The organism is Pseudomonas sp. BT-42-2 (assembly GCF_025847435.2).
In the GTDB taxonomy this organism is placed as follows: domain Bacteria; phylum Pseudomonadota; class Gammaproteobacteria; order Pseudomonadales; family Pseudomonadaceae; genus Aquipseudomonas; species Aquipseudomonas urmiensis.
This window is the reverse complement of record NZ_JAOYTM010000027.1, coordinates 1-16779: the sequence shown is the minus strand read 5'-3', so window position 1 is coordinate 16779 and position 16779 is coordinate 1. Positions and strand designations below refer to the sequence as shown.

Sequence of the window (16779 nt, the reverse complement as noted above, 5' to 3'; positions counted from 1 at the left end):
TCCAGCCGGGCAGGGGTGACAAAAGGTGTCTGATGAGGCCTACTGCGCGCCTGCCAGCCTGGCGTCCAACAGTGGATGAAGGCTCAGCCGAATCAACAAGGAAACGCGTTCATGAAAGGCCAACAAGGCATCACCCTGATCGAACTGATGATCGTCGTCGCGATCATCGGCATCCTCGCCACCATCGCCGTGCCGATGTACACCAACCACCAATCGCGCACCAAAGCCGCCGCCGGGCTGCTAGAAATTTCGGCCCTCAAAACCGCGATGGACCTGCGCCTGAACGAAGGCAAGGACGTGACGGATGTCGCGGCCCTCGGCGGCCAACCCGCCACCGCGCACTGCGCAATCACCGCCCAAGGCACAGCCGCCAATGGCACCGGCGCCATCACCTGCACCCTGGCCGACGGCCCGGCCAGCGTGATGGGCAAAACCCTGACCCTGACCCGCGCCCCCAGCGGTTGGACCTGCACCACCAACATCGAAGAAGACCTGGCCCCAAGCGGCTGCAAAGCCGGCTAAGCCCCGGCCAGCAAACCCGCTGTAGGAGCGGGCTTGCCTCGCGATGAGGCCTCCAGCACCCAACAAGATCTGACTAAAAACCAGCAATTTGCGAAACCGTCACGGCAGTGGTACGTTGCGCAACACGCCGGTGTAGCTCAGTCGGTAGAGCAGCGCACTCGTAACGCGAAGGTCGCAGGTTCGATTCCTGTCTCCGGCACCACCTAGCTGTTCCGATACGACTCTGTTTGTATACGGAACCCTCAAGAAAGCCCGCTTTGTGCGGGCTTTGTTGTTTCCGACGTGAGCCAAACACCATCTTGGTTACTCTCTAGGTCAATCAGCCACTTCTAACACTGCAGCAGCCCTTATCGCACATGGCTTTGCGGCAATTCCCCTCGTGACAATCGGCGTGACAAACACCGATGTCACCAGCAACAGCCATGTAGATGATGGTGCCGCAGACCAAGGAATGGACTGCACCTGAGTGACAGTCAGGCATGCCCAGGTCATCGCATTGCTGCTTGTACCTGGCTCAGGATCTTCAGGCACTGGTCTCGTCAGCCAATGCAGCCTCCACCCGCCCACCGGTAACGGTGCTCAGGAGGTCAGATTATGAGATGCCCTTGCTCCCGGTCGTAAGGAGCCGCCAGTCCTGTGTTAGAGGACATCCCCACAGCTCGCAGCGGCTTTGATCCCTGATAACACTCAGCATTCTTGGCGGGATGACGTGGGGCGAGGATCTGTGAACAGGCGATAAGGTAATCGACATGGCATTGGTGGGTAGACGCGATGGTCGTAATTTCGGCTACGGCAGGCAATTGAGTTGCAAGGCTGTAGGCGGTGAAAGACATGTTCGGCGGTGGCCACTACGGCACGGTCAAGTCGCACAATGATCGGTGGCAGGCACTGGTGAAGTGCTGCCGATCCGAACGAGGGCCCGGTATCAATGATGCGCGGCAGGTTGATTGGAAGGCGTTGGCTGACTGCGCGGCGTACCTGCGCAACGCGGTTAGGCGCGTTGATCTCGCTGTCAGCAGCGCACAAAATCGACTATCCAGCGTTAACAGGACCATGGCGGCGCTTCGCGGTGATCAGTATGTGAGATTGCAAAGTCCGAGCAGGGAGCTGGGGATGCAGCGCACCGGGGTTCGCCAGTCGGTGCCGCAGGGCCAAGACCGCGAACATGTTAAGCAGATCGTTGATGCGCTTTGCAGCCACGACCAGAGACGGGTCGCAGCTATCGTCCTGTTGGCGCGAGTCACCGGTATGCGCCTGCGTGAGGCCATCTTGGCCGACCTGTCACGGCTAAGCCGTGAGGCTAGCGACCTAGGCAGGATCAATATTCAGGATGGCATCAAAGGCGGCCGCGCCGACGCCTCGGCACCCCACTGGATTAGGGTGGATGACCATCTTCGCGAGGCGCTTGGGTTTGCACAGCAGGTGTCGCCTGTTGGTAGCAGCAACCTTATTGCGCCACACGAAAGCTATCTTGGTGTGCTGCAGGAAACCATCCGCCCAGCACGAGACATCCTGCATGCACACAAACTCATGGGTTTCCATGAGCTACGGGCGGCCTACGCATGTGGGCGCTATGAGCAAATCACCCAACACCACGCGCCTATCAATGGCGGCCATTACCCGTTAGATAGGAAGCTTGATCGTCAGGCCCGGAGACAAATCAGCCATGAGCTGGGGCACGCTCGGATCGATGTGGTCGCTTCCTATCAAGGAGGTCTCAGATGAGTAAGGTCTTCGATATGGAGCTGTTCTTGGCTGCGGTGCTAACGGGCGCGCACGCAACTCGGCAACGCCATGTGCGACAAGCGAAAATCATCCAGACGATTGCGGACTGCTGGCAGCGAGGATCGCCTCGGGCTTGGCAGAGAAAGCACCTGGTTTGGTTTCTCGAAATTCGCCTATGCCGGAATAGTGAGGCGACACAATATTACTACGACCTGACGGTACAGCTAATCATGCATCGATTAGAAAAACCATGGATATTCAAGCAGTAAGTCTATGTAATCCACCGGCAAAGATTAAATTCCTAAAATAGGTTGTACTTGGCTGATGGTCGGCCGCCTTTAAGTGGAATAGGGGGGCAGACCACGATTTTGTTCCCCGAATTTATTCGATTGAGGGTCTTGAAGTCTTCTTGCCATAGAGCCCTAAAATGATAAAACGTGATCTGTCCCCTTTGTCCTTTTCAGACAATCGCGAGGTTAGGGTTGTGCATGACCATGATGATTTGCCGACGCTTCTTCGCTTCTGTGAGCACGGGGACGAGAATGCTGACCACGGTCTCGTTGTCGAGGTTTTCTGCAGGCTGATCGAGATGATCGGGTTACCCCCCTTTCCACGAGCATGTAGAAAATCAGAAGCAACGCACCTCGTTGGCCTGGAGATAGCTGCTCGATTTAGGCGTCTTGGAATAGCAGCTAATAACGTATTTCCAGATAGCAGAAGTCGAACAGAAGGTCGTAAACGTCGGCAGCGCTTTTGTTATTGCGCAGCATCGAATCAATGCCGTGCTCAACTTTCTCACCAATCGTCGCCGTTGCGGATGCAATCTTGTCATGCAAGGACTGAGCAAACTTCACCGCTTCCTCTCGACGATCGAAGTCGACTGCCTCACCTAGCCGGCGAACGGTGTTGTAGCTTTCGTCATCACCTCGGAACTCGCCGACATTCACTTCAGCAAGGTGAATAGGTTGGCAGCAAATGAGTCGATCGATACAGCGTCTGGCTGGTGAATTCACATCGACGCCGCTTCCTCGGTAATATGCCGCCCTGAGCCACGAATGGTCGGGGCGGCGAACGCGAGGAAGTGAAAGGTGAAGATGTGGGAGTCTGTATCGGGGGTGTTCTGGAGCACACCGCCTGCATCGCTCGTTACGCCGGAAGTGGCGACGCCGCTACCTGTATCGACAGCTATCTATTGTGGCTTGCTGCTGGCCGTGGTCATCCCACTTACAATCAGGCACATCTCGACAATGATACGCCCTGAGGGGCTGGACCTGCGCAAGCATCTGGGCTTGATCGGGTTCATTCTGACCTTGGCTTACTTTGCGGTAATTTTTCCCTTGATTTGGGGGCGTATTGGCACGCTAGGTACAATGCCCCTGAACGAAGTGGGTGATTTTTTGGCCGGTGCATTTGGGCCGGTAGCGTTCTTCTGGGTGGTGCTCGGTTTCGTGCAACAGGGCGAGGAGCTAAGAATGCAGGCTCTGGATAGCAAGAAAGCCGAGATCCGGGAAGAAATCATGGCCAAGATAGCTATGGAGCAGGCAGAAGCACAACGCGTGGCCATAGAGGAAGCACGTAAGCGCAGGGAACGGGAAATTTCCGCAAAATTTTTCGTTAGCACCGCTAATAGTGGAAATGGCAGGCGGTCAGGCGAGGCCATGAACGAGATCAGAATCCGTAACAAGGGCTACAAAGCGATGAACGTTGTGGTCAGCTTTGGCGAGCCTTTCCTAGACACGCAGCCAATTGTGCTCGGAGAGATTGGCGCCGACGGCGCAGCGTCCCAGAATATGTACCTGCCCCTAACCCAGGGCCCCGTAGAGGGTAAGCTCATTTTGAGTTATGACGACGTTGACGAAAATCCGAGGGTCGAGATCTTCAAGTACAGGGTCGTAAACAGCCGCACCGAGTTCACCCATTAAGGGGGCATCCGTGCCCTTGATCCCGTCACTTGCGCTTGTTCCGCTTGGTGCCAAACCAGGTATCATGCCGCCCCTGTGCCACGAATGGTCGGGGCGATGAACGCGAGGGAATGCAATGGCGGATTCGTGGACACCAATCAACGGTGTGTATACGCTACAGCACCTCTGTTCCCTTGGGTCGCTAACTTTCCCAGCTTTGACGCTGGTGTCTGGGGCAGCGCGCTGATCAGTGCCGGGGTTGGTGCTGGTGTCGGTGCCTGGATGGCTGGCCGCATCGCCCGCAATACCAAGCTAAGGGACGAGCTGTTGGCCGAGTTCCGAAGCATCGACGTAGCCATCACGCTGTGTATCTCAGTATCGGACGTGGCTGGCGGCATGAAAAAGCATTACGGGTCGGGCTTCCTGCAAAAGTACGAATCAAACCGTAGAAGGTATGAAGCGTACAAGGCAGTCCCATTCCCCAAAGCCCCATTCTCGCTGCGGATTGACCAACTGAATCTCCAGACCTTCGCGCCGCCTGTACCTGAGCTACATGAGCTGGTCCAAAAAAATATCCGCCTGTCCCCCAACGGTGTGAAATCCCTCATTGCTTAGGTCGACGCTGTAGGGAATCTCAACTGGATCATTGGAGGCTATAACTCTCTCGTAGAAAAGTTCCTCCATGCGGACTTGCCACCGGGGTTCACCCCCGAAGATTACTACCTAGAAATTCCAGTAGGTGGTGTGGTCAACACACAATATGGCACATCGGTTCGAGGTGTAGCGCGCTACACCGATGACGTGCTCTTTATCGCGGATAAGCTGGTTGACTGCCTGGCAAACCAAGGCGTGATGGTCCGTGACCGGTATCAAAAACTGGCGAAAAGTATTTGGGCCGCAAGGCCAACACCGCCAAAGGCAACGAGGGCTTGATTCCCACTGACGCAGACTATGCCGATTGGATGGCCGGCTGGGAGCCGGATTTCAGTGAAACTACTAAGAAACCCAGGTGGTGGCACTGCAAGCAGAAGTGAGGGCACAGCCCGAAGCCGGCATTAATTTCGGTCTTCCAAGCCAGGCTTTCCATGCTGCGCTATAGCGTGGGCTCATGGCCCTTGCCATCAAGATCCGGCACTGCCAAGGGTGTCTCTCCACATGTACAAAATTAGTGATATCGTTCTGCAACCATAGGAAGAGGTCAGGACCATGCTAAAAGGACTCGACAAGCTACAACGCCAACTCAAGGAAGCGCAGGAAGTGCTACAGCGGCTCGACGGTGATTTGTGTACCGTAAATTTCGATCCTCATGATCCTGCGAGCATTGAGCAAGCAGTCCAGCAGGTAGAGGCCGTCATTGATGAGGCTGTTGGTCGTAACGGATCAAATCCGATCATCCAGCCGCTAGCGGCTGAAATGAAAGAGCGCTATCGCTCAGAAATTTTGGACCGCGCTGCGGCCGCGAGGCTGGAGACCGATGAATGACGTATGTTGACCTTTTCTCGCAGCTCAATAACGCTTTATTAGACCTGCAAGGAGCGACTCCGCAGACGTTTGAACGCCCCCTGAAAAGAATCTCAGCACTCCTCAACAGCCCCGCCCTTGAAGAAATCAATAGCGCTCTAAAAAGCGGACTGGACTTAGATGGCTTTATAAAGACTAGCGAAGATACTGCGGGGAGCATGGTTGGGAGTGCAACGCTCCTATGGCCCGATGATCAAAAGCAGACGCTGGGCCTAACGCTACTATTGATTGATAAACTTGCAGCCGAGCCACATTTTGCAATAGATTTCGGTCATCACTTCTTTTACTCGGGCAGCAAAATCATTGCTGGCATTCGAGAGCTAACGAGGCAATTGATAATCCCTTTCATCAGGGATTACAAGTTGTACGTCGAGACAAAAGGAAGATCAGAACCAGTATTGAGGCCTCCTATGTCGAATAAAGTATTCATTGTCCACGGTCATGACGACGGCGCGCGCGAGTCGGTTGCTCGCTTTCTCGAAAGGATAGGGTTCGAAGCTATCATCCTTCATGAGCAGGCCAATCAAGGTCGTACGGTGATCGAAAAGGTCGAGGCTCACGGGGATGTCGGTTTCGCAGTTGTGCTGTTGACACCTGACGACGAAGGCCGTGTTAAAGGAGGCGATTTGGAGCCTCGGGCACGGCAGAATGTGTTGCTAGAGTTGGGCTACTTTATCGGGCGACTCGGGCGCAGCAGGGTTTGCGCTCTTAAACGGGGCCAGTTGGACATACCTAGTGATTTTGCCGGTGTAGTGTGGGAGCGAATGGATGAAGCTGGCGGCTGGAAGCAGGCTTTAGGGCGCGAACTACAGGCGGCAGGAAATCCAGTCGATTGGAACAAGGTCATGCGCGCGTAAAACCTCTGAGGTAGCTTGAGCAAGCTCTGGAGAACTTGCATGAAGCCAGTGGGCGGTGCTTGTTAGGCTCTACCTACCCCGCCGGCCGTGCAGGTCAGAAGATGATTTTCACAAAGAGGAAGGTTTAGGAATGCTTTGGGGTGACTAAAATTTTACCGGTACGTTCACCCTGGGATGCCTTCAGGACAGCCTCTTTAATATCAAGCAGGTCGTAGGTTGCTTCGGGCGGTGCCTTGAGTTTCCCCCATGCTCGCAAGATTTACGGCAGTTGAACATCATCCTTAAAGTGCTCTATCTGGTCGGTGCCGTCTCCGACCTGGCTACCCCAGGCCTGCCTGAATACGTGCCTCTCAACATCAGCAGGTACGCTAAACCAGTGCACCTGAAGGATACCTTTGTGATCATGCACTCCAGCAACGCGGCTCGCTAAGCGGCCGATACCATTAACATCCATCATTGCCGCGGCGTACCCCAATACGTGATGCAACCTCGTAAGGCGCTTTCGATCAGAGTCGTAGGCACTGACCTGAATGTCGCTGACAAGGCGCTCGCCTGGCTGATGTTCCATCAATTGCTTCCTTACTTGGGTTGTGCTCTGAGTATACCGCCCGGCCCATGAGCGCCGCGCGACACAGTGCAGAGTACCGCAGGCAGGCTGACTATGCGTGTCGTCATGGACTGCTTTGACCGAGAAACGTCTCTGACCGGCGGGCTGTGTGAATTGATAATGAGAGAGCGGTGAAACCCCTGGTAACTTACGTGAGAGGAGTATGCGTTATCCCAGGGTTAATATGAGTTTTGTGCCATTTTTAGTTGGTCGTAAATATCTAGTGGTTTATTCATTTTGGAGAATTTTTCACCATTTGAAAGTTCGTCTATGGCCATCCGCATGAAAAAGTTAACTGCTAAGTTTTCATTCGACAGATCTTTATGTCCTCCGTGAGCAATTGCGGAACGCAATCCATATACTTTCTTGACAAGCTTGGCTACTTCCAAGCGAGCATCGACGTCTTTTGGAATAATAAAGGAAAATACATTTGACAGCTTTTCTCCAATGTTTTTAGAAAAATGACCGCCTTCATCAAGCGAGGAAAATATTTCTACGATATGCACGTGTAGATAATAGAGTTTCGGGTGTCGCTGGTTATTGTAGACTCACCGAATGCAAAAGCCGAATTAATATTCTAGAATCAAGGTCATGAAGCTTTATCTCGTGGTGTTTTTTTCTCGTATAACGCCCAAAGCTTTCCAGAATCTGAATTTTCCCAGAAGAAGCCATTGTTAACTAGGGTCTTTTCACTAAGTTGATTTCTAATATTGCCCAGTCTAGTGGCCCGTCTTCATCAGGAAATTGGTTAGAACTGGTACTAACATACATTTGCTCATGCGACATACTCGGTTTTAAAGGCAGTCCAGTTTCGATGAGTATGCTCTGTCAAGCTTCCCGGACATGAATGCGATCAATTTGGCCAGGTTTAGGAAGGCATCATTCGCCTTTTGAATTGCTCTACTCTTATCGTAAACGGTTTTTACAAGCGCACTTACATGCATGCCTTATTCATTGGCGATTGGAAACTGCAAATACTCTAAATAAGCGAACTTGTATATTGATAGGTTGAATGATCTAGCTCCATCATTAAATCTAACCCTGAGATTGGTGCAGTTACAACTATGTTTCTTGGCTCTACATCATGAGACTCTTTGGAAAAAGACTTTGTGTCGAGATTGAACGGTTGGTTTCAGATCTTGAACGAGGCGGGTTATTTTTTAGAAAACTCAAACACAGTTGCTCTACTAAACCCGGCGGTCAAGATTTGTCTGACCCGTATATGGCCTCAAGCAATTGGTTGTATTTAGCTATGTCTGTAATGTAAAGGCCTTGTTCTCTTACGATCCATCCTCGTGGTGAAGATGTTGCCTGTTCCCTGCTTCCAATATTAATAAGTGAAATGACTTCGGTAATCAGTTCCTTTAGCGACATTTGTAGATCCATTACTGCGAGTAGGTTAATTGATTATAAGGTCGCTATTCGAGAAGTCTAATCTAGCCCCTAAAAAACCTTAAAATTTGCACTTTAAGGGGTTGTTTAAGGGCTCTAGCGACTTTATAAGCTATTTGTCTATTAGCTTAGAATGGCACTTCATCGTCTTCAGGTGCGTTAATAGGAGAAGCACCAATGGTTCCGCCAGATTTTAGTTGTGCTCGAAGTTTTTCAAGCTTCTGAGGTATTCCCAGTGCCTTTCTTCTTGCTTCAGTGTAAAGTCGAAAAACGTGATCGTATTCATCATTTCCTTCATCGAGGAACCATGTGTCTATGAGTTTCCCTTTCAAGTCACTCAAGGCAAATGAGACAAATGGAACTTCAGTCTGCTCGTCAGTTCCGGACCATAGCTTTACTATTGTGTCTTGCAGTTTGACTTGAACATCATGTCTGTCAATATACCAATTTACTCTTGATTCATTGGTTGCTGTTAGCAAGCCGAAAACAATATCTCGATACTCAGAAGGTATGCTCATGTCAGACACCACTCTCAACTGTCATTGAGGCCATTGAACTAAAGTGGGAGTTTATTCGGGCAACATCATGTAGGATTTCCTCCCTTTCGGAAGCATCCAACCTTTTGGTCATAGAAGCGGATTCCAGTCGCTCATGGACGATACAAATGGAATCTATTATCGCATCCCAGCCTTTTTTGTCGTCGAGTTTGCGGGCGGTTTCAGTCCCTTTAAAACGTGCGACCGAGTCTCTTAACTCGAAGGCAGCAATTGCTGATGATTCTAGGTTTCGAGATCTCGTGAGGTGCAGTAGCTCTCTAGAGCGACCACATATGTCTTGTATCGTAGCTATCGATTGAACAAGTCTTACCGATCGCACAGCTTCGGATGAGGCAAGCTGAGCAGCCTCAGCAGCTTTACGAGTTCGATGAAGTTGCCAGAGAGCCATAGCAAAGCCTGCAACGGAAACAACAAGCCCAGACACGCCAATCAAGTCCATACGAAAAGCCCCAGCGCATCTTCAGTAGGTGGGTATCAAAAATCTCGCTACTTCTTAAATTAATCCAGCAGTGATTGAGGTGAGTAGCTTGAGCGATTTTTTTCGTCAAAAGCTATCAAATATTCACAATGATGTCAAATAGCTATTTTGCACTTGCTCAATATGATGGTTGCGGTTCTAGAGCCTTACCTGCAAGGGTAAAGGGAGGATTTTGTTTTAGAATTACTGACTGCTATTTTTGGGGAGGCAATTAATGTGTACCCTTGCGAGGCGTTAAATTTTAGGGAGGGCGTAAATAGAGTCTATTTTAACTGCGGGTATAGCTGATTGGGTTTGGAGGTATGAAGTAGATGGCGAGATTTGGGGGTTAATTTCGAAAGTCGCGACGGTTCCCTTCTTAAATTTAAGGTCATGGCCGATAGTAAAAGGTAAACTTGCCATGGGTCGTAACAGCAGAACAATGATAATTCCAGATCCGCGAAACGCTGGACCTAACGGCCAACAACCGGACGTCTGTCTCCCCAGTCATAGACTTTTCAGAAGCACACACCATTTGGCAATGCCCCCCCACCCCGCCCATTTTGAGCAGCCTTGCCGTTTCTGCTAGGCTCGTTTCGCATTTACGCCACGGCCTCATTCATCGAGCCTCAGACATTCAGGAAGTGGACGATTCACAAGTCCTAGTCAAGAAAAGGAAGCACACCATGTCTAACCCTCGTCACTGGAATGACTGGGCTGGCGGACTGACCCTAGTCCTTCAGGCAGTCGTCTACATTCCTCTGCTTTACATCATCCTTATGCCATGGCTTTGCCTGGCGCTGGTCAAGCTAGAGAAAACGCCATTCTTCCCTAGTTTTTTCCACGCGATGGCTTCCTCAGGCTGGCTGATCGCTTCCGGGGTCGTGGGCCTAACGGTTCTATTTGTGGTAGTTCGCAGCTTAGTCCGCTGAAAACATGGCGACTAAAGCGTTGGAAGGCTGATCACCTTTTTCCTTCGTCATTGGAGGAGGATTCTGTCTTCACTGCCCCTTGCCCCGCCAAGCCTCAAGGTCTAAATTGGCGAGGTCGCGGCAAATTCCGCGACCGGGTTTGGCGACTCGACTGAAAAGGCGCAATGGCGCCCCTACCACGATTGCTGGCGCTTTTTTTGTGTCTGCGGTTTCGTGTAATGGCGGCTGTGCGTGGGAGACCTTCGGGTCTGCCGGGTTCCTTTTCCTCGGTTCGCCAACCTGCGTACAGCTGCCACCCAATCGTTTGGCGACGGTCGGTGTGGTGCTTCAACAGAAAAGGACCTCATGCATGACCATCATAAGTCTGTCGCGGATCCTCGCATCCGCTCTCCGCCGCCCACTCCCGACGGCATCCCACACCACCACAACCCCAAGGCAGGCCCCCCATGCCTGACCAAGAACGCCTCTCCACCCTGCAAAGCTACACCTGGACCCTAGAACTCCTAGCCGAAGCCCTGGTCCAGCACGACGACATGCTCGAGTGCGAACACAACCCGCGCCTGAGCTTTCGCAACACCGCGGGCATCCACCAGGCGATCCGTATCATCAGCCGCCTGGCCAGCGAGCAATGTGGAAAACTCCTCGATACCGGCGAGAACGCCCTAGCCGACAGCAGCTGACTCAACGCTCGCCAGGGCACCCCCCGCGCAGATTCCCAGCCGCCTGACGAATCTGCGTGGCCAGCCCTTGCACGTTGTTCTGCTGCGCACGGACCAAGTCCTCGATCTCCGGCCCGGCGGGCGTTTGCAGCAGGCTGTGGCAGTTGAGCATCTCTCCACCCTCAGCCCCGCGCAGGCGCCAGCGGGCATCGATCAAGGCGTACTGCCCGGGGATCGAGTCAAAGCGCTGCACGTTGATCTTCACCGCCACTTTGCGCGCCGCGCTGCCGTTGCCCAGTTGCACCGCCAGGGCACTGCGCAGCTCTTCACTGAGGCTTGCGCCCCACCACTCGGTTTCAAGAATGGCCAGGCCGTTGCTGCCTTGGCGAATGACGATCTGCGCCCGGTCGACCTGCGGCGGCACGCTGATGCCTTCTATCACCACCTCGGCGGCGTTGCTGCTGGCCTGGGTGGGGGCGTGCACTGGGGTCAGGGTGTGAAAGGCAATCGGGTCGCTGCGGCACGCGGCGAGCAGGGCCAGGGTGCAGAGCAGCGGGAGGGTGTGCCGTGGGGTCATGGGTTTCGCTCCTGCGGTCAGTTGCGCGGTGGGCCTTGCAGGTCCAGGGGCGCGGCGTTGGCGGGGCGGCCGCGGATCAGCGATTCGGGGTTGCGTCCGAGGTAGTCGGAGAGCTCGCGCAGCGAGCGCGACATGCGCGCGAGTTCGTCGAGGGTTTCGGTGAGTTTTTCGCGCTGCGGTGAGTCTTCGGCCAGGGTCGAGTTGGCCGATTGCAGGGTCTGGCTGACGTGGGCGAGGGTGTCTTGCACGCCGGGCAGGGTCTTGCTGTTGAACTGGGCGAGGCTTTTGCGCAGCTCGACCAGGTTGCTGTCGAGGTTGCTGGCGATGCGTTCGACCGGCAATTTGTTGATCTTCTCGACCATGGCCTGCAATTGCTCTTGCAGCACTTCCAGGCTGCCGGGGATGGTTGGGATGGCGATGGGCCGGGCATTGAGGTCGAAGGCGACTTTCGGTGCCTTGGGGAAGAAGTCCAGGGCGATGTACAGCTGGCCGGTGAGCAGGTTGCCGCTGCGGGCTTGGGCGCGCAGGCCGTTGTCGACGAAGGTGCTGAACAGCTTGACCGAAGCACTGAGGTCTTCGGGGTTGTGCTTGAGCACTTTGAGCATCTTCACGTGGGCCTGGCCGAGCCGTTGCGGGTAAATAACGATGCCGACGTTGACCGGGAAGCTGCGTTTGACTTCGTCGAAGTCGAGGTTCACCGACACCACGCGGCCAATTTCGACGCCGAGAAATTCCACCGGGGCGTCGACCTTGAGGCCGCGCAGGGCCTGGTCGAAGCGCAGGGTGAAGTACTGCGCCTTGCCGTTGGGCGGGGCGAGGGCGGTTTGCTGGTCGGCGAACAGCTCGTAGGTCTTGTCTTCGGCGGCGGGGCTGTCGTTGGGGCTGTACTCGGGGGCGCGGAAGGCGATGCCGCCGACGATCAGGGTGGACAGCGATTCGGTCTTCACCGAGACGCCATTGGCGCCGACATTCACATCGACGCCGCTGGCGTTCCAGAAACGGGTGTTTTCGGTGACGTAGGCATCGTTGGGGGCGTGGATGAACACTTCGATGTTCACCCCTTTGCCATCGGCATCCAGGGCGTAGGCGACCACTTGGCCGACCGGGATCTTGCGGTAGTAGACCGGCGAGCCGATATCCACCGAGCCCAAGTCGGGCGCGTGCAGGGTGAAGCGTTTGCCGGGTTCGCCGTAGGTGATCGGGGGCGGGTTTTCCAGGCCGGTGAAGTGCTTGGCGCGGGTGTTGGACTGGCCGATGTCGGCGCCGACGTAGTCGCCCGACAGCAGGGTGTCGATGCCGGACACGCCCCCGGCACCAATGCGCGGGCGGACTACCCAGAATTGCGAATCTTCGCGGGTGAAACCTTCGGCTTGTTTGTCCAGTTTCACCGTGGCGTTGACACTTTTCTGATCATCGCTCAGGGCCACTTCCGACACGTGGCCGATGACTACGCTGCGGTATTTGACTTCGGTCTTGTTGGCGGTGAGGCCGGCACCGGTCTTGAAGGTGAGGGTGATGGTCGGGCCTTCCTGCATTGTGCGGTGGATCACCAGCGACAGGCCGACCAGCACCGCGACGATGGGCACGATCCACACCAGCGATACGCTGAAGCGGCGGGTTTTCACCTCTGGCCGGGCGGGCTCGCGGGGGGCTTGATCAGTGGGTGACGACATCCGTGCGCTCCTTGGTGGCGGGTGGTTCCCAGATCAGGCGGGGGTCGAAGCTCATGGCCGAAAGCATGGTGAACACCACCACCAAGCCGAAGAATAGAATGCCCAGGCGTGGCTCGATGGTGCCCAGCGCTTGGAATTGCACGAGGGCGGCGACCAGGGCCACCACCAGCACGTCGAGCATCGACCAGTAGCCGATCAGCTCGACGAAGCGGTACAGCTTGGAGCGCTCCTTGCGCGCCCAGTCGCTGCCGCGCTGGACGGTGATCAGCAGCAGCGACAGGGCGACGAACTTGACCCCGGGCACGGCGATGCTGGCGATGAAGATGATCAGGGCGATGTCCCTCGCGCCGTGCTCCCAGAACTCCAGCACGCCGCTCATGATGGTGCTGTCGGCGCCGTCGCCGAGCAGGGTGGTGTTCATCACCGGCAGCAGGTTGGCCGGCACGTAGAAGGCCAGGGCGGCGAGCATGTAGGCCCAGGTGCGCGCCAGTGAGTTGGTCTTGCGTCGGTGTAGAGGCGCGTCGCAGCGTGGGCAGTGGTGCGGCTCGTTGCTCATGTCGCAGGCCAGGCCGCAGCTGTGGCACAGGCACAGGTTGAGTTCGCTGGCGGTGGGTGGGCGGTTCATAGCAGGTCCCACAGGTCGCGCACATCGCGCCCGGCAATGCGGATCAGCAACAGGCTCAACGCGGCCAGGGCGAACAGGCCGATGCCGGGCAGTACGTCGAGCATGCCGGCCAGCTTGAACACCGCGACCATGGCGCCGAGCAGGCACACTTCGAGCATGCTCCACGGGCGTAGGGTTTCCAGCCAGCGCATGGCCAGCTTGAAGCCGGGGGCGCGGCGCTGGGCGAGGGCGAAGGTCAGCACCCAGGTCAGCAGCACCAGCTGGAAGGCCGGGGCGATGATGATGGCGATGGCGGCGACCATGGCCATGAAGGTGATCGGGCCTTGGCTCAAGGCCAGGACCGAATCCCACAGGGTCGCGCTGTTTTTCAGGCCCTGCATGCTGATGCTCATCACCGGGTAGAAGTTGGCGAACAGCCAGAGCATGGCGGCGGTGATGCTCAACGCCAGGCGCTGTTGCACCGTGAGGCCGTTGTAGCGCTGGAGCACGCCGGCGCAGCGGCTGCAGACGGTTTTCTGGTGCTTGGCGAGCGGGACCTTTTCGTAGACGCAGTCGCAGTGCTCGCAAATGATGAACTGGGCAGCATGGACCATGTTCACGCTCGAAGGGGCCGCTTGGCAGGGACTCAGTGAATATAGGAGCGCTGGGATAAACGGCAACTTTTTCAGGGGCCGTTTATCGTTGATGGGGGAGGGCGGGTTAGCTGTCGATTTCGGCGGGTTGCTTGGTGTGGGCCGGCCTGGAGTGGTGGGCTGAGGGTTTTGGGGGGGCTGTGCGGGCCTCTTCGCGGGCAAGTCGCAGCGGCGCACCGCCGCTCCCACAGGGTTCAGGGGTGGTTGTAAGGGTGGGGTCGAACCAGGTTGGCCAGGAGCTTTGGTGGCGGGTAGGGAGTTCGATGCAGGGGATCAGGCGGTCGGTGAGGACTGCGGTTTGCTGGACGGATTTGGCGGTGCGGTATTTGACGCTGTGCACGCACTCGCGGTCGCCGAACTCGCAGCGGTTGAGCGAGGTGCCGCCGCAGGGGCCGTTGGCCAGCCCTTTTGGGCAGCTTTCCGGGCAGATGTAGAGGGTGTCTTCGAGGCGGCAACGCCCGCAGGTGTCGCAGCCGAGCAGGGGGCGTTTGATGCTGCGTTCCAGCTGGTGCAGCAGGCGCGCGCCTTGGGCTGTGCGCCAAACCGGGCGGGTGACGGCCCAGCCGAAGCTGCGGCTGAGCCAGTTGCTGCGGTCGAACAACAGTGAGTGCAAGCCAGACAGCACGTGGTAGCGGGCTTGCTCTGTGCGGCTGGCGCTGACGCGCGACTCGCCCAACCGCCAGTGGGCGCCGGGTGGGTTGAAGGTGACTGCGGGCAAGCCGGGCATTTGCCAGCTGGCAGCCCAGGCGGGTGCCCATTGCTCCAGGGTGTGGATTTCGCCTTGCTGGGTGTGCAGCGCCTGCTCCAACGCTTGGAACTGGGCCAGGTCATGGATACCGGAAAGGTGCACGCCCGCATAGCCCATCAACTTCAAACCGATCACCTGCAGCGCCAGGCGCTCGATGCTGCGGGTCTGGGCGAAGGCCTTGGACACGTCCAGCTCGGCCGCGAGGATGTCGCGCATCGAGGGGCTGACCACCGCGCCTGCGACGTGTTCGAGCATCTTGGCGCGGCCGTGGGTCAGGGCCATCAGGCAGGCGATCAGCGGCTTGGGTGTGCGCTGGCGGCGCATCCAGTGCAGCGCTTCCTGGTGCTTGCGGTCGTCATAGCCCATTTGCAGGGTGAGAAAATCCGCTCCGGCGCTGAGTTTTTTCTCGGCTTTGAAGTATTGCGCGGCGCCTTCTTCCTCGTGGTACTTGAACGGGTTGAGTGCGGCGCCGAGCAGCCAGTCGGGGCGGGCTTGGCGGGTGATTTGTAGCGCCGCGACCGATTCGAGGTAGCGCACCGGGCGTTGGCCGGGCTGGTGGCCGGGGAGGCGGTCGCCGCTGAGGATCAGCAGCTGGTCGAGGCCGGCGTTGTCCATGCGTTTGAGCTGGACGAGCAGGTCTTGGCGTTCGCGGTCTTTACCGGAGAAGTGCAACAGGGCGGGAACGGCTGTGTCGAGGGAGCTGAAAGCGTCCAAAGGCGACATGTCCAGCGGGCTGCCGACCCGGTCGCCGATGGCCACGGTCAGCGGCCAGCCGCACAGCTGCTTGCGGGCCATGATCGCTTCGAGGGCGGCGAAGCGCTCGGCGCTGGGCTTGGGGACGAACTCCATGACGCAGACGAAGGTGTGTTCGTGCAGGGCGTCTTTCAGCTGGCTCATGGCGGGCTGGGTACCGGGCTGGGGTAGGCTGGCATTTTGCGCGATGTGCGGGGTGGGTACTTGTCTGGATGCGCAGCTTAGTGATTTGGTTGAGACATTGAGATTGTCGGGGGCGGCTTTGTGGCCCTTCGCGGCGGTTCGGCGCCCCGACAAGCCTGCAGGCTCATTGCCAGCCGGAAGAACGGCGCGGTAGCTGTGGTAGGTGTGGTGGATGATCTGGCCTCTTCGGGGGCAAGCCCGCTCCCACAGGATCACCGCCAGCCGGAAGAACGGCGCGGTAGCTGGGGTAGGTGTGGTGGATGATCTGGCCTCTTCGCGGGCAAGCCCGCTCCCACAGGCTCATTGCCAGCCGGAAGAACGGCGCGGTAGCTGTGGTAGGTGTGGTGGATGATCTGGCCTCTTCGCGGGCAAGCCCGCTCCCACAGGCTCATTGCCAGCCGGAAGAACGGTGCGGTAGCTGTGGTAGGTGTGGTGGATGATCTGGCCTCTTCGCGGGC

General features: G+C 56.5%; 17 protein-coding genes, 1 tRNA gene and 1 pseudogene. 10 read left to right on the top strand and 9 right to left on the bottom strand.

The window, feature by feature from the left end:
* Window positions 1–111: 111 nt before the first annotated feature.
* From OIU19_RS24460 to OIU19_RS24445, 4 genes and pseudogenes are all read left to right on the top strand, one after another.
* Window positions 112–522, top strand: coding sequence for a pilin (locus OIU19_RS24460; RefSeq protein ID WP_264237175.1), 411 nt, complete (start codon window positions 112–114; stop codon window positions 520–522).
* A 126-nt stretch (window positions 523–648) separates the two neighbouring features.
* Window positions 649–724: transfer RNA gene (locus OIU19_RS24455), tRNA-Thr, on the top strand.
* A 547-nt stretch (window positions 725–1271) separates the two neighbouring features.
* Window positions 1272–2247: pseudogene (locus tag OIU19_RS24450) on the top strand (integrase domain-containing protein).
* Window positions 2244–2516, top strand: a complete 273-nt coding sequence (locus OIU19_RS24445) for a hypothetical protein (protein ID WP_264237173.1) — start codon at window positions 2244–2246, stop codon at window positions 2514–2516. Before OIU19_RS24450 ends, OIU19_RS24445 begins: the two are co-directional and overlap by 4 nt.
* Window positions 2517–2939: 423 nt before the next feature.
* Here the strand turns inward: OIU19_RS24445 and OIU19_RS24440 are convergent, their stop codons facing one another.
* A complete protein-coding gene (locus tag OIU19_RS24440; RefSeq protein ID WP_264237172.1) occupies window positions 2940–3260 on the bottom strand; it encodes a hypothetical protein in 321 nt (106 codons plus the stop codon).
* Window positions 3261–3335: 75 nt separating this feature from the next.
* Here OIU19_RS24440 and OIU19_RS24435 point away from each other — a divergent pair, with 75 nt between their 5' ends.
* From OIU19_RS24435 to OIU19_RS24420, 4 genes are all read left to right on the top strand, one after another.
* Complete coding sequence (locus OIU19_RS24435; protein WP_264237171.1) at window positions 3336–4169, top strand: hypothetical protein; 834 nt, start codon at window positions 3336–3338, stop codon at window positions 4167–4169.
* 126 nt (window positions 4170–4295) lie between these two features.
* Entirely contained in the window at window positions 4296–4763 is a 468-nt protein-coding gene (locus OIU19_RS24430) for a hypothetical protein (RefSeq protein WP_264237170.1), read from the top strand.
* Between the two features lie 591 nt (window positions 4764–5354).
* Complete coding sequence (locus OIU19_RS24425; RefSeq protein WP_264237168.1) at window positions 5355–5630, top strand: hypothetical protein; 276 nt, start codon at window positions 5355–5357, stop codon at window positions 5628–5630.
* Window positions 5627–6526 (top strand): nucleotide-binding protein, encoded by a 900-nt coding sequence (locus OIU19_RS24420; protein ID WP_264237167.1) that lies wholly within the window; start codon window positions 5627–5629, stop codon window positions 6524–6526. The genes OIU19_RS24425 and OIU19_RS24420 overlap by 4 nt, the downstream gene beginning before the upstream one ends.
* Before the next feature lie 259 nt (window positions 6527–6785).
* On the opposite strand, the gene OIU19_RS24415 is transcribed toward OIU19_RS24420, so the two are convergent.
* The 3 genes from OIU19_RS24415 to OIU19_RS24405 form a co-directional block, all read right to left on the bottom strand.
* Window positions 6786–7094, bottom strand: a complete 309-nt coding sequence (locus OIU19_RS24415) for a hypothetical protein (protein ID WP_264237166.1) — start codon at window positions 7092–7094, stop codon at window positions 6786–6788.
* A gap of 218 nt (window positions 7095–7312) precedes the next feature.
* Window positions 7313–7639 carry a HEPN domain-containing protein gene (locus OIU19_RS24410; protein ID WP_264237165.1) on the bottom strand — a complete coding sequence of 109 codons (327 nt, stop codon included), beginning with the start codon at window positions 7637–7639 and terminating at the stop codon, window positions 7313–7315.
* Window positions 7640–8653: 1014 nt separating this feature from the next.
* Complete coding sequence (locus tag OIU19_RS24405; RefSeq protein WP_264237164.1) at window positions 8654–9043, bottom strand: hypothetical protein; 390 nt, start codon at window positions 9041–9043, stop codon at window positions 8654–8656.
* A gap of 1182 nt (window positions 9044–10225) precedes the next feature.
* On the opposite strand from OIU19_RS24405, the gene OIU19_RS24400 reads away from it, so the two are divergent.
* Together OIU19_RS24400 and OIU19_RS24395 are read left to right on the top strand one after the other, a co-directional pair.
* Window positions 10226–10471: a hypothetical protein gene (locus OIU19_RS24400; protein WP_264237163.1), complete on the top strand. Its 246-nt coding sequence runs from the start codon at window positions 10226–10228 to the stop codon at window positions 10469–10471.
* A 446-nt stretch (window positions 10472–10917) separates the two neighbouring features.
* On the top strand, window positions 10918–11151 hold the full coding sequence (locus tag OIU19_RS24395) for a hypothetical protein (protein WP_264237162.1): 234 nt from the start codon (window positions 10918–10920) through the stop codon (window positions 11149–11151).
* 1 nt (window position 11152) lies between these two features.
* On the opposite strand, the gene OIU19_RS24390 is transcribed toward OIU19_RS24395, so the two are convergent.
* The 5 genes from OIU19_RS24390 to OIU19_RS24370 all read right to left on the bottom strand — a co-directional run bounded on the left by OIU19_RS24390 (window position 11153) and on the right by OIU19_RS24370 (window position 16282).
* On the bottom strand, window positions 11153–11707 hold the full coding sequence (locus OIU19_RS24390; RefSeq protein ID WP_264237161.1) for a PqiC family protein: 555 nt from the start codon (window positions 11705–11707) through the stop codon (window positions 11153–11155).
* 17 nt (window positions 11708–11724) lie between these two features.
* Complete coding sequence (locus OIU19_RS24385) at window positions 11725–13380, bottom strand: intermembrane transport protein PqiB (protein ID WP_264237159.1); 1656 nt, start codon at window positions 13378–13380, stop codon at window positions 11725–11727.
* The gene (locus OIU19_RS24380) at window positions 13364–14005 is read right to left on the bottom strand and encodes a paraquat-inducible protein A (protein WP_264237158.1); all 642 of its coding nucleotides are present in this window, start codon (window positions 14003–14005) and stop codon (window positions 13364–13366) included. The genes OIU19_RS24385 and OIU19_RS24380 overlap by 17 nt, the downstream gene beginning before the upstream one ends.
* Window positions 14002–14598, bottom strand: a complete 597-nt coding sequence (locus tag OIU19_RS24375) for a paraquat-inducible protein A (RefSeq protein ID WP_264237157.1) — start codon at window positions 14596–14598, stop codon at window positions 14002–14004. Before OIU19_RS24375 ends, OIU19_RS24380 begins: the two co-directional genes overlap by 4 nt.
* 106 nt (window positions 14599–14704) lie before the next feature.
* Window positions 14705–16282: a methylenetetrahydrofolate reductase C-terminal domain-containing protein gene (locus OIU19_RS24370; protein ID WP_372353347.1), complete on the bottom strand. Its 1578-nt coding sequence runs from the start codon at window positions 16280–16282 to the stop codon at window positions 14705–14707.
* Between the last annotated feature and the right edge of the window lie 497 nt (window positions 16283–16779).